General features: G+C 64.1%; 15 protein-coding genes and 1 tRNA gene. 4 read left to right on the plus strand and 12 right to left on the minus strand.

All coding sequences use genetic code 11. The features are described 5' to 3' along the window. The first annotated feature begins 1 nt into the window (after window position 1). Together LG047_RS10765 and gspD are read left to right on the plus strand one after the other, a co-directional pair. Entirely contained in the window at window positions 2-676 is a 675-nt protein-coding gene (locus tag LG047_RS10765; RefSeq protein WP_227966620.1) for a hypothetical protein, read from the plus strand. A 355-nt stretch (window positions 677-1,031) separates the two neighbouring features. After that, window positions 1,032-3,278: a type II secretion system secretin GspD gene (gene gspD / locus LG047_RS10770; RefSeq protein WP_227966621.1), complete on the plus strand. Its 2,247-nt coding sequence runs from the start codon at window positions 1,032-1,034 to the stop codon at window positions 3,276-3,278. 128 nt (window positions 3,279-3,406) lie between these two features. On the opposite strand, the gene LG047_RS10775 is transcribed toward gspD, so the two are convergent. From LG047_RS10775 to LG047_RS10790, 4 genes are all read right to left on the minus strand, one after another. Beyond that, window positions 3,407-4,378 (minus strand): type II secretion system protein GspK, encoded by a 972-nt coding sequence (locus LG047_RS10775; protein WP_227966623.1) that lies wholly within the window; start codon window positions 4,376-4,378, stop codon window positions 3,407-3,409. Beyond that, window positions 4,375-4,884: a type II secretion system major pseudopilin GspG gene (gene gspG / locus LG047_RS10780; protein WP_227966625.1), complete on the minus strand. Its 510-nt coding sequence runs from the start codon at window positions 4,882-4,884 to the stop codon at window positions 4,375-4,377. Before gspG ends, LG047_RS10775 begins: the two co-directional genes overlap by 4 nt. A gap of 98 nt (window positions 4,885-4,982) precedes the next feature. Next, window positions 4,983-5,375 (minus strand): hypothetical protein, encoded by a 393-nt coding sequence (locus LG047_RS10785; protein ID WP_227966626.1) that lies wholly within the window; start codon window positions 5,373-5,375, stop codon window positions 4,983-4,985. A gap of 99 nt (window positions 5,376-5,474) precedes the next feature. Further along, the gene (locus LG047_RS10790; RefSeq protein ID WP_036284663.1) at window positions 5,475-5,837 is read right to left on the minus strand and encodes a TIGR02300 family protein; all 363 of its coding nucleotides are present in this window, start codon (window positions 5,835-5,837) and stop codon (window positions 5,475-5,477) included. Window positions 5,838-6,011: 174 nt separating this feature from the next. On the opposite strand from LG047_RS10790, the gene LG047_RS10795 reads away from it, so the two are divergent. Together LG047_RS10795 and LG047_RS10800 are read left to right on the plus strand one after the other, a co-directional pair. Continuing rightward, window positions 6,012-6,085 (plus strand) — tRNA-Gly (locus LG047_RS10795). Window positions 6,086-6,313: 228 nt separating this feature from the next. Continuing rightward, window positions 6,314-7,831, plus strand: a complete 1,518-nt coding sequence (locus tag LG047_RS10800) for a malonyl-CoA synthase (protein WP_227966628.1) — start codon at window positions 6,314-6,316, stop codon at window positions 7,829-7,831. A gap of 21 nt (window positions 7,832-7,852) precedes the next feature. Here LG047_RS10800 and LG047_RS10805 read toward each other — a convergent pair whose 3' ends face one another. The 8 genes from LG047_RS10805 to rfbF all read right to left on the minus strand — a co-directional run bounded on the left by LG047_RS10805 (window position 7,853) and on the right by rfbF (window position 17,441). Continuing rightward, complete coding sequence (locus tag LG047_RS10805; protein WP_227966630.1) at window positions 7,853-10,165, minus strand: Tex family protein; 2,313 nt, start codon at window positions 10,163-10,165, stop codon at window positions 7,853-7,855. Window positions 10,166-10,268: 103 nt separating this feature from the next. Next, window positions 10,269-11,870, minus strand: coding sequence for a hypothetical protein (locus tag LG047_RS10810; RefSeq protein ID WP_227966632.1), 1,602 nt, complete (start codon window positions 11,868-11,870; stop codon window positions 10,269-10,271). Window positions 11,871-11,906: 36 nt separating this feature from the next. Beyond that, window positions 11,907-12,845 carry a glycosyltransferase family 2 protein gene (locus LG047_RS10815; RefSeq protein ID WP_227966634.1) on the minus strand — a complete coding sequence of 313 codons (939 nt, stop codon included), beginning with the start codon at window positions 12,843-12,845 and terminating at the stop codon, window positions 11,907-11,909. Continuing rightward, window positions 12,842-13,282, minus strand: coding sequence for a GtrA family protein (locus LG047_RS10820; RefSeq protein ID WP_227966636.1), 441 nt, complete (start codon window positions 13,280-13,282; stop codon window positions 12,842-12,844). The genes LG047_RS10815 and LG047_RS10820 overlap by 4 nt, the downstream gene beginning before the upstream one ends. After that, entirely contained in the window at window positions 13,279-14,202 is a 924-nt protein-coding gene (locus tag LG047_RS10825; protein WP_227966643.1) for an NAD(P)-dependent oxidoreductase, read from the minus strand. The genes LG047_RS10820 and LG047_RS10825 overlap by 4 nt, the downstream gene beginning before the upstream one ends. A gap of 8 nt (window positions 14,203-14,210) precedes the next feature. Then, window positions 14,211-15,554: a lipopolysaccharide biosynthesis protein RfbH gene (gene rfbH, locus LG047_RS10830; protein WP_036284673.1), complete on the minus strand. Its 1,344-nt coding sequence runs from the start codon at window positions 15,552-15,554 to the stop codon at window positions 14,211-14,213. Further along, window positions 15,526-16,674 (minus strand): CDP-glucose 4,6-dehydratase, encoded by a 1,149-nt coding sequence (gene rfbG, locus LG047_RS10835; RefSeq protein ID WP_227966645.1) that lies wholly within the window; start codon window positions 16,672-16,674, stop codon window positions 15,526-15,528. Before rfbG ends, rfbH begins: the two co-directional genes overlap by 29 nt. Then, complete coding sequence (gene rfbF / locus LG047_RS10840; RefSeq protein WP_036288515.1) at window positions 16,671-17,441, minus strand: glucose-1-phosphate cytidylyltransferase; 771 nt, start codon at window positions 17,439-17,441, stop codon at window positions 16,671-16,673. Before rfbF ends, rfbG begins: the two co-directional genes overlap by 4 nt. Window positions 17,442-17,983: the final 542 nt, after the last annotated feature.

Below are 17,983 nucleotides of genomic sequence, written 5' to 3' on the forward strand. Positions count from 1 at the left end.
GATGATCAACAGGATCAGACCGTACGTCCTTCCCTTCATCGCCTCTGCGCGGCTGTCGCCGCTGATGGCGGGAATCCTCGTCGCTCTGCTCGCCTCGACCGCGGCGGCCGGACTTTACGCCGCTTTAGCGATCCTGTGGCCACAAACCGACGGCTCGCAATCCGCCGCGCCGGAGTGGAAACCGCCGACCCTGGCCGTGGGCGAACTCGATCCGCCGAAGCCCGCCAGCGCCGACGTGCAGGCGTTGTCGCGCCCGATCTTCTCGAAAAACCGTCGCCCGGCCCCCAAGACCGCCGGCGCCCGCCCTGTCACGCAGGATGCGGAGACCGTCGTCCCCGCCGGACTTTCGGTCGGCGCCATCGTCAAGAGCGGCGGGACCGCGCAAGCCTTCGTCATTTCCAGCGGCGCGCCGGAGGGCGAGTGGAAAAAGGTCGGCGACATGATTGACACGTGGACTGTCGACGAAATTACATCTTTGGAGCTGACGCTGAAGAACGGGGAGCAAGAGGTGAAGCTGAAGCTATACTCCGATGAGACCGAGGGACCGCCGGACAATCCACAGGAAATGAAGCCCGAGGCCCCGCCCGCAAACAAGCCGGACGCCCCGCCTGCGCAGACGCCGGGGGCGTCGCCGCAAGGGGCGGGGGACGCCGGACAGGAAGAGCCCGCCAATTAGTAAGTAACCGCAACGGCTAAATCTTGCCTCAAAGAAAGGCGAGCAATCAACAGTGGAGCCTCGCTTCGTCGATGGCGTCTCACATGGCGAAAGCCGCCGAAACATGTTAAGCCTGCCGGAAATCCGCCAGAGCGTTGAGTTTTAACCTTAGGTTATCCCTGACGTGCGTTGTGTCCTTACAGCATTTGCAGTGACGGTGGCGGCAGGGGGGCTCGCCTCTTGTGAATCCCCGGCGGCGGGGCCGCCGGTGGCGGAATGGAACGTCGAGCCTGTCTATCGCTCGCCGGGCCCACCGGTTAGCGGAGGGCGGCGGTCAGACGGCGTCTCGCTCTCGCGCACTTCGGGGCGCGCGCTGGTGGCCACAGGCACCGGGAAATTCATCGGCTCGGGCCGTTCTCGCGCGACGTCGACCGAGCCCGCCGGCGAGGACGGCGTCACCCTCAATCTGGTCAATCTACCGATCCCCCAGGCGGCCAAGATCGTCCTCGGCGACATCATGAGCGCCGATTATGTCGTGGATCCCAAGCTCGACGGCAAGGTGACGGTGCATACGGCCCAGCCGGTGCGAAAGTCGGCGGCGCTCGAACTGTTCCAGTCGGCCTTGCGTATTTCCGGCGCGGCGGTGGTGAAGGCCGGCGGCGTCTACAAGATCGTTCCGGCCGATCAGGCCGCGACGTCCGGAGAAAACATCTCGGTCGGCGGCGTCGCCCCCGATTCCAGTCCGCTCGGCGACGGCGCCCATGTCGTGCAGCTGCGCTATGTCTCCGCCTCGGAAATGAAGCGTGTCCTCGAGCCGATCGCCGCCCGCGGCAGCATCGTGCGCGCCGACGACGCGCGCAACACGCTGACGCTGAGCGGCTCGCCGCAGGACATCGCGACGCTGGTGGATGCGATCGGCATGTTCGATATCGACACGATGCGTGGAATGTCTTTCGCGCTCGTGCCGGTGAAGAGCGGCGACGCCGACATGCTCGCTGAGGATCTGCGCAATGTCTTCGGCTCCGAGAAGGAAGGGCCGATGAGCGGCATGATCCGCTTCATCGGCAACAAGAAGCTCGCCTCCATCCTGGTGATTTCGTCGCAGCCGCAATATCTCACCCGCGCCCGCGCCTGGATCCAGCGGCTCGACGCCCGCGCCGAGCACGCGGAAAAGCAGTTCTTCACCTATCGCGTCCAGAATCGCCCGGCCAAGGAGCTGATGGTGGTGCTGACCTCCATCTTCGGCGCGGACGCCTCCAAGGGCGGCGCCGGCGTCTCGCCGCGCTTCGGCCAGTCCGCGATGTCCTCGGGCTCTGGCGCGGGGCAGACCAACCCGCTCGGGGCGCTGTCGGCGACGGGCCCGACGGGCGGTCAGGGCGGCCTCGGGGGAAGCGGCGGACTTGGCGGTGGGGGCGGCCTTGGTGGGGGCAGTCTCGGCGGCGGCGGACTTGGCGGCGGGGGCGGTCTCGGCGGCGGCGGTCTCGGGAGCAGCAGCAGCGGCGGCGGAGGATTTGGCGGCTCCGGCGGCCCCAGTGGCGTGAGCGGCCTGAGCGTGCCGGGCGGACAGCAGCCGGGCGGCGGCGCCGGACCCACGCCGGCGGTCAGTCTCGAAGGCGACCGCTACAAGGTCGGCGTCGACGACGCCAAGAACGCCCTCGTCGTCATGGCGACGCCGGAGGACTATCGCCGCATCCGCCAGGTCATCGAGACGCTGGACGTTATGCCGAACCAGGTGTTCCTCGAGGCGACCATCGCCGAAGTGAAGCTCAATGACACGCTGCGCTTCGGCGTGCGCTGGTTCATGCAGACCCACCAAAATCTCTTTGGCTTCAGCTCCTCCGCCAACCCGGCGGGGCCGCTGCCCAATACGCCGCTCGGCACGAATCTTCTGGGCGCGAACGTCGGCGCGAATTTCCCCGGCTTCGCCTACGCCTTCAGGGCGTTCAACCAGCAGGTGACGCTCAACGCGCTCAACGCGATCACCGAGGTGAATGTCATTCAGACGCCCTCGCTGACCGTGCTCGACAACCGCCAGGCGATGCTGCAGGTCGGCGACCAGATTCCGGTCCAGACGCTGAGCAGCGTGTCGGCGATCGGCAACCAATTCAATTCGGTGAACTACACCAACACCGGCGTGATCCTGGCCATCACCCCGCATATCAGCGAAAGCGGCCGCATCATGCTCGAACTCGAGCAGGAGGTGTCGAACGTCGACCCCAACACGCCGCCCGGCAGCATTACGCCGACCATCCAGCAGCGAAGGGTGAAGACGCAGGTCGTCGTCAATGACTCCGAGTCCCTGATGCTCGGCGGGTTGGTCAAGGATCAGCGCGGCCGCGCCGCCACCCAGATACCGGTGGCCGGCGACGTGCCGGTCTTCGGCAATCTGTTCAAGGACAAGGGCGACGCAGTCGACAAGACCGAACTTGTCATCATGATCACGCCGCATGTGGTGCGCTCGCTGGACGAGGGTCGCGAGATCACGGAAGAATACAAGCGCAAGCTGCTCGACATTTCGACGCGCGCCATCGGCCGGCCGCACGACATCGAGCAGTCGGCGCGCCGCACGCTGTTCGATCCCTGGTCCCACAGCCCCTGGCGTCAGGACAAGGAAACGCGGTAAAGCGTTTTCGCGCGGAGAAAGCGCGGCAAAAAGGCGGAGAGAGCCGGAAGTTTTTCCGGGTTCATTCGAAAAGCGGCGAAAGACAGTTCCGGCCCCGGTGGGCCTCATGGCCCCATACGCGGGTCATTTCAGCAGTCCGGAACGCCGGCGCCGTTGGATGCGATCATGTCGCGCAGATTGCCGAGATATCGCGACTGTCCGCGCCGCAACTCCCTGATCGCCAACTGGCCCCCGATGCCGCCGCGCAGATCGACGATCGCGTCCTTCGCCGCCGTCTGGCCGGTCGCAAGCAATGCCTCCGCATGGATGAGGTAGGCGGCGCGTTCACTGGGCTGGCGGAAATTCACAGGAAAACGCGGATCCTTGCGATCGAGGTTGTTGGGATAAGGCGCGGCAGTCAGCGCTTGCACTTCATCGAACTTGAAGCCGGCCAGCGCCGCGAAAAGCCCCGGCGGCGCCGCGAGCGGGTCGACGCCGGGCGTGCGCGATTGAACCGTGACGAAGGGGAGCATGCTCCGAAACAGCGCCGCGTCGATCCCGCTGACCTGGTCGAGCTCCATGATCGTCTCGAACGGGGCCTTCTTGGGGCCGAACGGCTTTTCCGAGACCTCCTGCTTCGCCCACATCTGAGCCACGTCGTCGCCGGGAGTCGTGCGGAAGGCGATGATCGAATTGGCGACATTGTCCGCCGTCTTCTTGTCGAGGCCGAGACCCATCAGCATGGCCTGCAGAAGCGGTTGCGGCGCGGCGTTGAGGTCGATCTTGCCGCTCTCATCCTCGATTGAGAAGGCGACCGCGGCGCCGGCGAGGACGCAATACTCGGGCCTGCCATCCCTGACCGTCGTCTCGGCCTGCTGCGCCACCAGATCGCGCTCGCCGAGAAGCGTCATGGCCGCCTGGTTAATGACGCCCTCGGCGATGTAGCTGGCCTGCGTGGCGCCGGCGATATTTGAAGCGGTCTGGAGCCGCAGGCGCCCCGTCGACATGAAGGAGACGACGAGGAGCGATATGACGCCCGTGCCCCAGATGACGGCGAGTAGCGCGAAGCCAGCTTTCCTGCGTAATCCCCGCGCGGGCGGGAGGCGCCTCGACCGCGTCACTTCGCCGTATTCGAGCCGCGTGAAATCGCCGCCGAGCCGCCCTCGCGACCTTCGGGTCCGAGCGAACCGACGTCATAGGGGCCGTTCTGTCCGGGCGAGCGGTAGAGATAGGCGTGGCCCCACGGGTCCTTCGGAACGCCCGCCGTCTTGAGATAGGGGCCGCTCCAGGAGGACACGCCCGCAGGGCGCTGCACCAGGGCGCTCAGCCCTTCTTCGTTCGTCGGATAGCGGCCGGCGTCCAGGTAGAAGAGGTCGAGGGCGCTCGCCAGATTCTCCATCTGGATCTGCGCGGTCTTGACCTTCGATTCGGAGAGATAATTCAGGACCCGCGGGCCGACGAGACCGACGATCGAGCCGATGATCGCCAGCACCACCAGCATCTCGACCAGGGTGAAGCCGGCGCGGCGGCGCTGCGCGCGGGTGAGGGATCGCGCGCGCGGCCGGAGCGATTTGGGAGAATCGCTCGAAACATCGCCGGTTGACGTCTGCGCAATACGAAACTGCATCTGAATTTCCTCTCCAAAGCCGAGGTTCCGGCTCAAAAGCCAGACAGGTGTGGATATTACGTGACGGCGATTTTCGCCGCAACACGAGGCGCGGAGGCTTAAAGCTCGACGTAGATGTCGCAGCCGTAGATCGAAACCGGGTTTCCAGCCGGGTCCTGGATCATGTTCCAGCATTTGCCGACGCCATTGATCAGCCGATAGATGAACACGCCCTCGGCTTCGGTCACGCGCTTTTCAGGAACGCGCTGCCGACCCAGATAATTGAAATAGGACACCGCAATGTCGTCGCCACAGCGGTAGAGCGTCCCGCGGTCGAGCAGAAAGACGCCGCCGCGATCCTTGGCGTGGCTGATGCAATAGGAATAATTGGTCAACGCTTCGGGACGCACATTGATCTGCGCCCTGGCGACCGGCGCGCCCATGACTGTCGCGCCGATGACGAGCGCGCCGCAGATTACAGGCCGGAAAAAGGCGTTAAGCGACTGCGCCATTCATAACTCCACCGCCGCCGGAGGCTCCCGCGTTACATATGCGGAAACCGGCGGCGAATGTATGGCCGTTTCGCCTGCAGCGCAACGCCGCGCGCGGCGTCAGCTTTCCTCGTCGGTCTCGATGTCGCCGTCGATGAGGCCGGCGACGTCATCGTCCTCGCCCTCTTCTTCCTCGAGGAAGGTGTCGTCATCGGCGTCGTCGTCGAGTTCGACGTCCTCGTCGACGTCGATCGCCTCGGCCGCGTTCTCGGCCTCCTCGACCTCGTCGAGCGAAACCGTGTCGGCGCTCTCCTTCTCGATCTCGCTATCTTCCTCCTCATCCCGCGCCGGGGCGCGGGAAATGGCGGCGACGTGGAAGACCGCGCCGCACTTCGGGCAAAGGATCGGGTCCTTGTTGAGATCGTAGAATTTTGTCGCGCAGGACTGGCATTGGCGTTTGGCGCCGAGTTCGGGTTTGGCCACGGTTCGTCGATCCTCGTGGAGAGGCAGCGTGGGGAACGCCCGCCTGAATGAATTACTGTCGGGCGCTCCGGTTAGTTGGCTCCCGCCCCGCTGTCAAATGGATAAATGCGCGCAGTGCGGAAGGCGGAATCGCCCATTGCCAAGCGGCGCGCGGATTGGCATAGAAAAAGGGCCGCGGGTGTAGCTCAATGGTAGAGCAGCAGCCTTCCAAGCTGAATACGAGGGTTCGATTCCCTTCACCCGCTCCAGAATTCCATGATTTGCCGGCGGCTTTTCCGCCGACGTCGATGGATATATTCAGATCGGTCAACAATTTGGCGATTGTTCGAGCCGTCCTTTCGGAACCGCGCGTCCGACTGATTCGTTCGGACTCGCGGATTTCGCCGGGGACCAGCCGCTCAATGCGGCTCGCTGGGCCGTGACGATTGCAATAGAAACTTTCTCCCAGACACAGTCGCCGTCCGTCCGGAGTTCGCATGACGCTGTCGGGGAACCGCCTTTATGACCTGATCCGCTCCCGCGCGCCGGAGGGCAGGCGCATATTCGCCGATCTCGGAGACGGACGCGGCGTCACCTATGCGGAGATCGAGGCGGGCTCCGCGCGCTACGCCAATGCGCTGGCGAGCCTTGGGGTCGCGCCGGGGGACCGCGTGGCCGTTCAGGTCGAAAAAAGCATCGACGTCATCATGCTTTATCTCGGCTGCCTGCGCGCCGGGGCCGTCTTCCTGCCGCTCAACACGGCCTATACGGCCGCCGAGGTCGATTATTTTCTCGACGACGCCGGGCCGAAGCTCTTTGTCCGCGACCCTTCCCGCAGCGACCCGGTCCGGACCGAAGGCGGGCCCGTGGTCATGACTCTGGACGCCGCGGGGGCAGGCTCGCTCGTCGATCTCGCGCGGGCGCAGCCCACGACCTTCTCCAACGCCTCGCGGGGGCCGGACGACCTTGCCGCAATTCTCTACACATCGGGCACGACGGGACGGTCCAAGGGCGCGATGCTCAGCCATGAAAACCTTGCCGCCAATTCCCTGACGCTCGTCGACGCCTGGCGCTTCACGAGCGACGACGTGCTGATTCACGCGCTGCCGATCTTCCACACGCACGGACTTTTCGTCGCGACGAATGTCGCGCTGCTTTCCGGCGCCTCCGTGATCTTTCTGCCCCGTTTCGATCCGAAGCAGATTCTCGCGGTCATGCCGCGCGCGACGGCAATGATGGGCGTGCCGACCTTCTACACGCGGCTCTTGCGGGAGCCCGGCCTCGATCGCGCCGCCGCCGCGGGGATGCGCCTCTTCATCTCGGGCTCCGCGCCGCTCCTCGCCGAGACGCATCGCGAATGGCGGGAGCGGACCGGCCACGCCATCCTCGAACGCTACGGCATGACCGAGACCAATATGAACACGTCGAATCCCTATGACGGGGAACGCGTCGCCGGAACGGTCGGGCCGCCGCTGCCGGGCGTCGAATTGCGCATCGCCGACCCCGAGACCGGCGCGCTTCTCGGGCCGAACGAAGTCGGCATGATCGAGGTGCGCGGTCCAAATGTCTTCCGGGGCTACTGGCGCATGCCGGAAAAGACCGCGAAAGAGTTTCGTCCGGACGGTTTCTTCATCACCGGCGATCTCGGGAAGATCGATTCCGACGGCTATGTCCATATCGTCGGCCGCGCCAGGGATCTCGTCATCACCGGCGGCTTCAATGTCTATCCCAAGGAAGTCGAGACGGAGATCGACGCGATTGCGGGCGTTCTGGAGTCGGCGGTCATCGGCGTTCCCCACGCCGATTTCGGCGAGGGCGTTACGGCGGTGGTCGTGCGGCGCGACGACGCGACGCTGACGGAAAGCGACGTGCTGCGCGCGCTCGAAAGCCGGCTCGCGAAGTTCAAACTGCCCAAGCGCGTGATCTTCGTCGAAAGCCTGCCGCGCAACACGATGGGCAAGGTGCAGAAGAACGTCTTGCGCGAAAGCTATCGCGCAATCTACGGCGCGCGCTGATCGTCGGGGAAGGAGGCGCGTTCAGCGCCCGCCCTTCTGCTTCATCGCCGCGAGCAGCGCTTCGCCGAGACCGCCCGTTCCGCCGCCATTCGCGGGCTTCGCGCCGCGCGGCGCGGGCTGCGAGAAGCGCGGGCGGTTCTGCTCGCGTCCCGGCCCGGCCTTGGCCTGCCCCGGCGCATCGTCGAGCCGCATGGAGAGTGAGATGCGCTTGCGCGGAACATCGACCTCCATCACCTTCACTTTCACGATGTCGCCGGGCTTCACCACGCTGCGCGGGTCCTTGACGAATTCCTTCGACAGCGCGGAAATATGCACCAGACCGTCCTGATGCACGCCGATGTCCACGAAGGCGCCGAAGGCGGCGACATTGGTGACGACGCCTTCCAGCGTCATGCCCGGCTTGAGATCGTTCAGCGTCTCGACGCCTTCCTGGAAGGTCGCGGTCTTGAAGGCCGGACGCGGATCGCGGCCGGGCTTTTCGAGTTCCGCGAGAACGTCGGTGACAGTGGGCACGCCGAAGGTCTCGTCGGCGAATTGCTGGGGCTTCAGCTTGCGCAATTCGTTGGTGTTGCCGATGAGCGACTTGATGTCCGTCCTCGCCGCGTCGAGGATTCGGCGCACGAGCGGATAGGCTTCGGGGTGCACGCCGGAACGGTCGAGCGGATCGTCGCCGTCGATGATGCGAAGGAAGCCCGCGCTCTGCTCGAATGCCTTGGGTCCGAGGCGTGGCACGTTCTTCAGCGCCGCGCGCGTGCGGAAGGGGCCGTTTGCGTCGCGATGCGCGACGATATTGGCCGCGAGCGTGTCGCCGAGGCCCGAGACGCGCGCAAGGAGCGGCGCGGAGGCCGTATTGACGTCGACGCCCACCTTGTTCACGCAGTCCTCGACCACGGCGTCCAGCGCGCGCGAAAGTTTCAGCTCCGACACGTCGTGCTGATATTGTCCGACGCCGATCGACTTCGGTTCGATCTTCACCAGCTCCGCAAGGGGGTCCTGAAGGCGGCGCGCAATTGAAGCGGCGCCGCGCAGCGACACGTCGAGATCGGGCAATTCCTTCGAGGCGTATTCAGAGGCCGAATAGACCGAGGCGCCGGCTTCCGACACGACGATCTTGGTGAGCTTCAGTTCGGGATGTTTGGACATCAGCTCGCCGGCGAGCTTGTCGGTCTCGCGCGAGGCGGTGCCGTTGCCGATGGCGATCAGTTCGATCGTGTGCTGACGCGCGAGGCTCGCCAGCGTCGCGATCGATTCATCCCAGCGCCGCTGCGGCTCATGCGGATAGATGGCGGTCGTCGCGACGATCTTGCCAGTCGCGTCGATGACGGCCACCTTCACGCCCGTGCGGAAACCGGGATCGAGACCCAGCGTCGCGCGCGCGCCGGCGGGCGCGGCGAGCAGAAGGTCGCGCAGATTTTCGGCGAAGACGCGAATCGCCTCTTCCTCGGCGAATCGCCACAGGCGCGAGCGCGCGTCGACTGCGAGATGCAGTTCGATCTTGGTGCGCCACGCCCATCGCGCCGTCTCCAGCAGCCATTTGTCGCCCGGGCGGCCACGATCCTCGATATTGTAGCGCCGCGCGATACGGGTTTCGTAACCGCCGAGGCCGGCTTCGGCCTCGGCCGCCATTTCGAGATCGAGCATCTCTTCCTTCTCGCCGCGAAACAGCGCGAGAATGCGATGCGAAGGCAGTTTCGAAATCGGCTGCGAGAATTCGAAATAGTCGGAATATTTCGCGCCCGCCGCCTCCTTGCCTTCGCGCGGCTTCGACTTGATGACGCCCTGAGTCCAATAGACCTCGCGCAGCGCGCCGATGAGATCGGCGTCTTCGGCGAATCGCTCGACGAGAATCGCGCGCGCGCCCTCGAGCGCCGCTTCGACGGTTGCGACATTTTTTTCGGTGTCGACAAACGCCTCGGCCCGAACCCTCGGGTCCATGTCGGGCGACGCCAACAGCGCGTCGGCGAGCGGCGCAAGTCCGGCTTCGATCGCGATCTGCGCCTTGGTGCGGCGCTTGGGCTTGAAGGGCAGGTAAATGTCTTCGAGGCGCGCCTTGTTGTCAGCCTCCATGATGACGCGCTTCAGCGCGTCGTCGAGCTTGCCCTGGCTCTCGATCGATTCAAGAATCGCCTTGCGGCGCTCCTCGAGCTCGCGCAGATAGCGCAGCCGCTCTTCGAGCTTGCGCAATTGCGTATCGTCCAGCTGGCCCGTCGCCTCCTTGCGGTAGCGCGCGATGAAGGGAACGGTGGAGCCGCCGTCGAGAAGCCCAACCGCGGCCTCGACCTGCCACGGTTTTGCCGCAAGTTCCTCGCTCAGCCGCTCGACGATGGATTTCATATAGGCCGCCTCGATTCATTTTCAGGAACGAGGTTTGTAGCCATCGCGGGCGGGCGAAGTCAAAAGCCCCGCCCGCAAAATTCCGTGGATAGAAAAGCCCGCGCTATTTCATCGCCTCATTGAGATATGAATGATCCGGCCAGCATTTGCGGTCCTCGACCGTGAGGGGCGCGGGTCCTTCCGCCGACATCAGCCAGGCCGGGACTTTTTCCACGCGCGCCCAGTAATTCGTCGGCTTAATGGAAATATCGCCCTTGTGCCAGCTCGTCAGCATGTTGCAATCGCTGATCGCATAGGAGCCGCGGAACGCCTGCTTGATTTCCAGCATCGGCGTCGCGAAGGAGAGAATGACGATGACGGAAATCGCCGTCGCAAAGCGTCCATTGTCGCGCGGCGTCAGCACCGCGATGCGCGAGAAGGCGAAAGCGATGAAGAACAGCGGCGCGATAGACGACCGCATAACGAAATCGTTGGACGGCCCCATGCTGCAAATAGGGATGAAGATCAGCATACCTATTGCGAGAAGCAGGATGCGCCGGTCCGCAGCCTCGACCTTGCTCCAGGCATAGGCGATGATCGCGATCTGCGGAAGTTCTATCGCGATGAACGCCGGCCAGTAGAGCGCAAAACCGTCGCGCGTGATGAGCCACTCATGCGGAACCTCGGCGGCGTCCATCGTCAGATAAAGCGCGATGGGGAGAAGGCAGAGGCCCGCGGCGCAGGCCATGATCGTGCGGGATGAAAACAGGCCGCGCGCGCCGGCTTGAAGCGCGAACAGCGCGATGAACGGCGCCGCGCCCATCATCGCCAACGGCGACCACAGCAGCATCGCCGCGAATGAAACGAGCAGCGCGCCGAGATCAACCTCGCCGCGCGCATGGAGCAGCGCGAGGACGGCAAACCACCAGCCGGGCGCCATATGGTTCGGCACCCAGAAGAGCTGCGTGAGATGGCTCGAATACTGGAGGCGGATCGTCGTGTAATAGTCGCCCCACCATTCTATGTGGGTGAAGGGCAGGAAGCCGTTATGCACAAAGATCTCGATCGCCTCGGCGACGAGTATCGGCACGACGTCCATGCCGCTGAAAGCAAAGAACAGCAGCAGCATCGGCGTCTTTCGCACATTGGCGAGAGAGGCCACGAAATAGGCGACCGCGCCGACGAGGAAGGCGTTCTGCGTCAACAGCGCGATATGCGCCGCGTGAAGCCCGAAGGCGCGGCCGACCGTCGCCGGGATCATATACATGCCCAGCGGCGCGCGCAGCAGATAGTCCTGGCTCTCGTAATTATAGAGAACCGTGAAGCCGTTTTTGACGAGATCGGAGAGAACCGCGTCGCGGATTAGCCAGTCATGCGTCGAGTAGAAGAAATGTCCTTCGCCGCCGAGGAGACAAAGCGCGATGCCCGCCGCGAGACAGGCGCCGAAGCTCGAAGGATCGAGAGGCGCGGACAGAAACGCGCCCGCCCGCGGCAGTCGCCAGAGAAAGGCCGCGATGGCGCCGCAGCCGATCAGGACGAGCGCCGCCGGCGCCGGCCGCAGGGCGGTCGCGAAGATCGCGTTGGGCAGAAGAAAGACGAGCGTCGCCGCAAGAAGGAGATGGAAATTCGTTGCGACCCTCTGCGCAGCCCGCGCATTGGCGTAAGCCGTCATCTCTTCACGGCCGCTCGCGTCGATGGCCCCTTGCGGCCCAAGCGTCGCTTTCATCGATTCAAGCCCTTTCACCGATTGCATTAAGAGAATTCAGAAATTGATCCGCTCGCGTTCGAACACCACAGGCTTGCGCCTCACCTGCGCATAGATCGCGAGCACATATTCGGCGAGCACGCCGATGGAAAAGAGCTGCACGCCGCCGAAGAAGAAGACGGCGGTGATGATCGTCATGATGCCGGGCTGCGCAATCGTGCGGTAGTAGATCACGCCGAGCACCAGATTGAAGAAGGCGTAGGCGAGCGCCAGCGCCGCGATGACGAAGCCGCCGAACAATAGCAGCCGTAACGGCGCGAGCGTATTGGTGACGAGCCCGTTCATGCCCTGGTCGATCAGATTGAGCAGAGAGTTGCGCGACACGCCGCGCCGGCGCTCGACCCATTTGTAAGAAACGCCCACGGACCTGAAGCCGCATTCGAAAGTCATCATGCGCATGAAGGGATAGGAATCCTCGATCATGCGCATGGCTTCGATGACCTTGCGGTCGACGAGCTGGAAATCGCCGACGCCGCGCGGCAGCGACAGTTCGGAGAGCGAGGTCAGCATCCGGTAATAGAGCTGGCGCAGCGCGCGCATCGTGGCGTTTTCTTCGCGAATTTTGCGAATGCCATAGACCACCTCGTAGCCCTGCGCCCAGAGTTCGACGAATTGCGGAATGAGCTCCGGCGGGTCCTGCATGTCGGCGGGGAAGAACAGCAGCACGGCGTCGCCGGTCGCGGCCATCACGCCATTGTAGTTCGAGCGCATCGGGCCGAAATTGCGCGCGTTGAGGATCACCCTGACATTCTTGTCTTCCGCCGCGATCTCCCGCAGGATCTCCACCGTGCGATCGGTCGAGGCGTTGTCGCAGAAGACATGCTCCCGGACGTAGCCTTTCAGCTCATTGTCGAACAGCGTCCTGATCGCCGCGTAACATTCGCGGACGTTCATCTCCTCATTGTAGCAGGGCGTGACGATGGAGATGGTCTTCATGGGTTTCGGGCTTTCTGTCCGATGTTGAAGACGAGGGTCCGATTGAGGAAATAGGAAAGCGCGACGCAAGGCGCTAGCAGCAGGGCTTGCGCCAGCGCGGCGCCGGCGCCGATGGCGAGAGCGCCTTCGAGACAGGCGGCGTTGAAAATGAAGACAAGCCCATAGACGGCGACGAAACGCCAAAGGCGCGTCGCGTCGGAATTTGCGAAGACGATGCGGCCGGTTGTGAGAAAATTGAACAGCACGCCGAGGCTGGTCGAAACCGCCAGAGCGGCCGTCGGCGCCAATCCCATGCGCAGCAGAATGAAGAAAACGCCGTAACCGAAGATCGTGTTGATAACGCCGACGACAAGAAAACGCGCGAAGCGATGTCGCGCCAGGCGCGCGATCGACTGCCGGACGCGGCCCGGCGCGGGTCTTGCGGCAAAGGCGCTCATGCCGCCATCCGCTCACGCCTGAAGGCCGCCACCGTTTCCTCGAAACCTTCCATCAGTCCGATACGCGGCGACCAGCCGGTGACGGCGCGGATGCGGTCGATCTTCGCTTCGAGATGCATGACCTGATCCGGCCGATAGGGAATCGCGCCGAAATTCGGCCGGGCGTTCCTGTCGATCATGTCGCGCAGAAGCAGCACTGCGTCGCGCAGCGGCGCGGGCGCGCCGGAAGCGACATTGAACACCCCGTGGGCCTGCGGCGTTTCCAGCAGCGCGACGAAGCCCTGTGCGGCGTCGCGCACATGGGTGAATTCCCATATCTGCTCGCATCTGGTCAGATCGAGCTGTTGTCCATTCGACAAAGCGCGGATGAGCGAGGGCACGAGCCACGGCCCATCATTCCCCGGTCCGTACAGCGAGAAGACGCGCCCCCATACGGCGCGAACGCCGTGAATGGCGCCGAGCGTCAGGAACGCCCCCGATGTCGCAAGTTTCGAGGCGCCGTAAAGCGTCTCGGGCGTGGTCGGGTCGGTCTCGCCGAAGGCGCCCGAGCGCGCGCCATATTCGGCCTGCGAGCCAACGCCGATGACGACTTGCGCGCCACATTCGATCGCCGCCTCGGCGAGCCTCGCGGAGGCGGCGATGTTTTCGAGTTGCGCGAGATCGTTTCGCTCTGCGCCGACGACGCCGCGCCAGCCGCAATGAATGAGCGCGTCGGGCCGGAAGCGCGCGAGCCCGCTCCGCCAGTCCTGCGGAGAAAAAAGATCGCCCTGGATGAATGTGGCGCCCGGCGCAAGGGCGGCGTGGCGGGCCATTCCCTCCGTCGTGCGGGCGAGCGCCAGCACCTCGTGACCGCGCGCAATGAGCGCGCGAGTCAGCTCCCCTCCCAGAAAACCCGTCGCGCCGGTGACGAAGACTCGCATGCCCTTCCTCACACCGCTGCTTTCAGCGCCGGTCGGCAGAAGTCGTCGATCACGTCGAGCACATAGCCGATATGATCTTGCGTGAGTTCCGGATAGACGCCGATCCAGAATGTGCGATCTACGACGATGTCGGCGTTTTTCAATTCGCCGCTGACGCGGAAATTGCGTCCCTTCATGTAGGGCTGGCGCACGAGATTGCCGCCGAAGAGGAGGCGCGTGCCGATCTTCCGCGCGTTGAGATGAATGACGAGTTCGTCGCGCGTGAAGGGCGCGTCGTCGCGCAGCGTGACGGGAAAGCCGAACCACGACGGCTGCGTTCCCGCGGTCGCTTCGGGCAGGATGAAATAATTCTCGAGGCTTTTCAGACCCGCCTTCAGCGCGTCGAAGTTGCGATTGCGGGCGCTGATGAAGCTTTCGAGATGATCCATCTGCGCAAGACCGACGGCGGCCTGCATGTCGGTGATCTTCAGATTGAAGCCGAGATGCGAATAGACGTATTTATGGTCATAGCCTTTCGGCAGATCGCCGAGGCGCCAGCCAAAACGCTTGTTGCAGCTGTTGTCCTTGCCGGGTTCACAATAGCAGTCGCGTCCCCAGTCGCGGAAGGACTCCATCGCCTTTGCAATGTGATTATTGTTGGTGAAGACGGCGCCGCCCTCGCCCATGGTGATGTGATGGGCTGGATAGAAGCTCAGCGTGCCGATGTCGCCGAAGGAGCCGACATGCTTGCCGTCGACCGTCGCGCCGAGCGCGTCGCAGCAGTCCTCGATCAGCCAGAGCTTGTGGCGGTCGCAGAGATCGCGGATCGCGCGGACGTCGAAGGGATTGCCGAGCGTATGCGCGACCATGATCGCTTTCGTCTTCGGCGTGATGGCGGCCTCCACCGCCGCGACGTCGATATTGTAGGTCGGGATGTCGACGTCGACGAAAACGGGAACCATGCCCCACAGCAGGATCGGATTGACCGTCGTCGGAAAGCCCGTGGCGCAGGTGATGACTTCATCGCCCGGCTTAAGCGCGCGGTCGCGCAGCGTGTGCGAGGTCAGCGCCGAAAAGGCGACGAGATTGGCCGACGAGCCGGAGTTTACGGTAAGCGCCTTTTTCGCGCCGACGTAAGCGGCGAGGCGCTCTTCGAACTGCGCGTTGAAGCGGCCCGTCGTCAGCCAGAAATCGAGCGCCGAATCGACGAGCGCCTGCATGTCGCGCGCATCGAACACGCGACCCGAGACGGGCACGGGCGACTGGCCGGGCGCGAAGCTCTTCGGCGGGTTGGCGACGCGATGATATTGACCCACGAGATCGAGGATCTGCGCGCGCAATTCGTCAGCCTGCGACGTTGCGTCTTTCGTCATGTTCGATGTCCTTCGTGGAATCAGGCGTAAAGGGCGAAGTGAGCCGCACCCGCTGACCGAGGTAGCGGTCGATCTGTCTCAGCGTCGTCTCCGGCATGTCGGCGCGCTCGACAAAGGCGCGATACCATTGCGCCGTCCATTGGGCTGTCTGTTCGAAATCGAGAAGCGGCGTCCATTGAAGCGTCTCGCGCGCTTTCGCCGTGTCGAGACGCAGCAGGCGCGCTTCATGTGGATGATCGGCGCCGTCGCGTTCCCAATGCGCGTCATGTCCCCAGGCGGAGATGAAACGGGTGAGAAGCCGCTCGACGCTCTGCTCCGAGTTCGGACCCGGACCGAAGTTGAAGCCGCCGTCGAATTCAGCGGCGCGAGCCTCGGGCGCGCTCATCGCCTTTTCGATGAGGAGCAGATAACCGGTGAGCGGCTCCAGCACATGCTGCCAGGGACGCACGGCGTCCGGATTGCGAACTTTCAAGGCGCGGCCGGCGACGAAGGCGCGCAGCGCGTCCGGCAATATGCGGTCGGCCGCGAAATCTCCGCCGCCGATGACATTGCCCGCCCGCGCTGAAAGGATGCGCACGCTCTGTTTCGCGCCGAAGAAACTGTCACGAAAGGCGCTGGTGACGAGTTCCGCGCAGGCCTTGCTGTTCGAATAGGGGTCATGGCCGCCGAGCGCGTCGGTCTCCCGATAGCCCCACACCCAGTCGCGGTTCTCGTAGCATTTGTCGGTGGTGACGACGAGAACGAGGCGCACGCTCGAAACATTGCGCGCGGCCTCCAGAACATTCACCGTTCCCATGACATTGGTGGCGTAGGTGCCGACGGGATCGGCGTAGGATTCGCGCACCAGAGGCTGCGCCGCCATGTGAATAACGATTTCAGGCGCGGCCAGCTCCATCGCCGCGCGAAGCGAGGCGAGGTCGCGCACGTCGCCGCGCAGGTCGTCGATATGTTCGGCGACATTCGCCAGCGTAAAAAGGCTGGGCCTGGTGGGCGGCTCAAGCGCGTAGCCGGTCGCGCGGGCATTGAGGCGCGAGAGCATCAGCGCGAGCCACGATCCCTTGAACCCGGTGTGGCCGGTGACGAAGACGCGCTTTCCGAGCCAGAATGCGGATGAGATCACCAGATTTTCCACTTCGCCTGGCCGGAGTTCCATTGATCTTCGAGGTAGATCTTGTCGCGCAGCGTATCCATCGGCCGCCAGAAGCCGTTGTGCTGATAGGCGCGCAATTCGTCGTGGTCGGCGAGCCAGTTCACCGGGCCATGCTCCCAGATGGTCGAGTCGCCTTCGATGAGATCGCCGACCTTCGGGGAAAGGAAGAAGAAGCCGCCGTTCACGAAGGCGCTCTCCGCCACCGGCTTTTCTGCAAAGGTGGTGACGCGGTCGCCTTCCAGCGTCATCGCGCCGAAGCGCATTTCGGGACGCACGGCGGCGACGGTCGCCATCTTGCCGTGCGAGCGATGGAAGGCGAGTTCGGCCGTGAGATCGATGTCGGCGACGCCGTCGCCATATGTCAGAGCGAAAACCTCGTCGTCCTTCACATAGTCGATCACACGCTTCACGCGCCCGCCGGTCTGCGTCATGTCGCCCGTGTCGACGAGCGTCACGCGCCATGGTTCGGCGGTTTCCCGATGCACCTCCATCTCGCGCTTGCGCATGTCGAAGGTGACGTCCGACATGTGCAGGAAGTAATTCGAGAAGAATTCCTTGATGTGATAGCCCTTGTATCCGAGGCACAGCACGAATTCGTTGAAGCCGTGCGCCGAATAGATCTTCATGATGTGCCAGAGGATCGGCCGGCCGCCGATTTCGACCATTGGCTTGGGCCGCACGGACGTTTCTTCCGCGAGACGCGTGCCCAGGCCTCCGGTCAGGACCACAACCTTCATGGCGTCGATCTTCCGACTTTTCTTTGCGCGACGGCGTTCGCGCGGGCGAAAGCCTGTGGGGTGGGAGAAGCGCGCGGCGGATCGCGCGTCATCCGATGTACGCATTATCGAATTGTCTAGTTAACGGTTGGCTATCAGCGGCCAAGTTTCCGGTTTCGCGGGCGGTAGAGCGTCGCCGGCCGCCCGGCGCGTTAACCATTTCGGATCGTTTTTCGCCGGCTCGAGGCGCGGGAAGCGATTCGCGCGCCGCGCAATCGCCCCGGGGGCTTCGTCCCTTATCGGGACGTCTCGTTAATGACCGCCGGACTGCCGCCGCGCCCTTCTCCATTTCGCGGGCGGAGCGGGCGCCAGATGCTGCGGCCGCTTCTCGGATCAGCCGCAATATCTGCGCGAACGGGGCGACAACCTTGCGCGATCGCTGATTCGTGCCCCCTGCGTTCGCGCTTGATCCCGACCGTTAACGGCGTCGCTCGGGCGAGGCGATTCTTCCTCATTGACAGAAGCGGCCGGCGGAGTCCGCGCGCTCGTGCTGAACAAATGTC

Origin of the sequence: Methylocystis sp. WRRC1 (genome assembly GCF_020733155.1) — a bacterium.
In the GTDB taxonomy this organism is placed as follows: Bacteria; Pseudomonadota; Alphaproteobacteria; order Rhizobiales; family Beijerinckiaceae; genus Methylocystis.

Bases quoted from the DNA above. Each gene is read 5' to 3' on its own strand.
- rfbH (WP_036284673.1), bottom strand. From the start codon at position 15,554: ATGACGAAAGACGCAACGTCGCAGGCTGACGAATTGCGCGCGCAGATC.
- LG047_RS10810 (WP_227966632.1), bottom strand. From the start codon at position 11,870: ATGAAAGCGACGCTTGGGCCGCAAGGGGCCATCGACGCGAGCGGCCGT.
- LG047_RS10805 (WP_227966630.1), bottom strand. From the start codon at position 10,165: ATGAAATCCATCGTCGAGCGGCTGAGCGAGGAACTTGCGGCAAAACCG.
- LG047_RS10765 (WP_227966620.1), top strand. From the start codon at position 2: ATGATCAACAGGATCAGACCGTACGTCCTTCCCTTCATCGCCTCTGCG.
- LG047_RS10815 (WP_227966634.1), bottom strand. From the start codon at position 12,845: ATGAAGACCATCTCCATCGTCACGCCCTGCTACAATGAGGAGATGAAC.
- LG047_RS10820 (WP_227966636.1), bottom strand. From the start codon at position 13,282: ATGAGCGCCTTTGCCGCAAGACCCGCGCCGGGCCGCGTCCGGCAGTCG.
- LG047_RS10785 (WP_227966626.1), bottom strand. From the start codon at position 5,375: ATGGCGCAGTCGCTTAACGCCTTTTTCCGGCCTGTAATCTGCGGCGCG.
- gspG (WP_227966625.1), bottom strand. From the start codon at position 4,884: ATGCAGTTTCGTATTGCGCAGACGTCAACCGGCGATGTTTCGAGCGAT.
- rfbF (WP_036288515.1), bottom strand. From the start codon at position 17,441: ATGAAGGTTGTGGTCCTGACCGGAGGCCTGGGCACGCGTCTCGCGGAA.
- LG047_RS10825 (WP_227966643.1), bottom strand. From the start codon at position 14,202: ATGCGAGTCTTCGTCACCGGCGCGACGGGTTTTCTGGGAGGGGAGCTG.
- LG047_RS10800 (WP_227966628.1), top strand. From the start codon at position 6,314: ATGACGCTGTCGGGGAACCGCCTTTATGACCTGATCCGCTCCCGCGCG.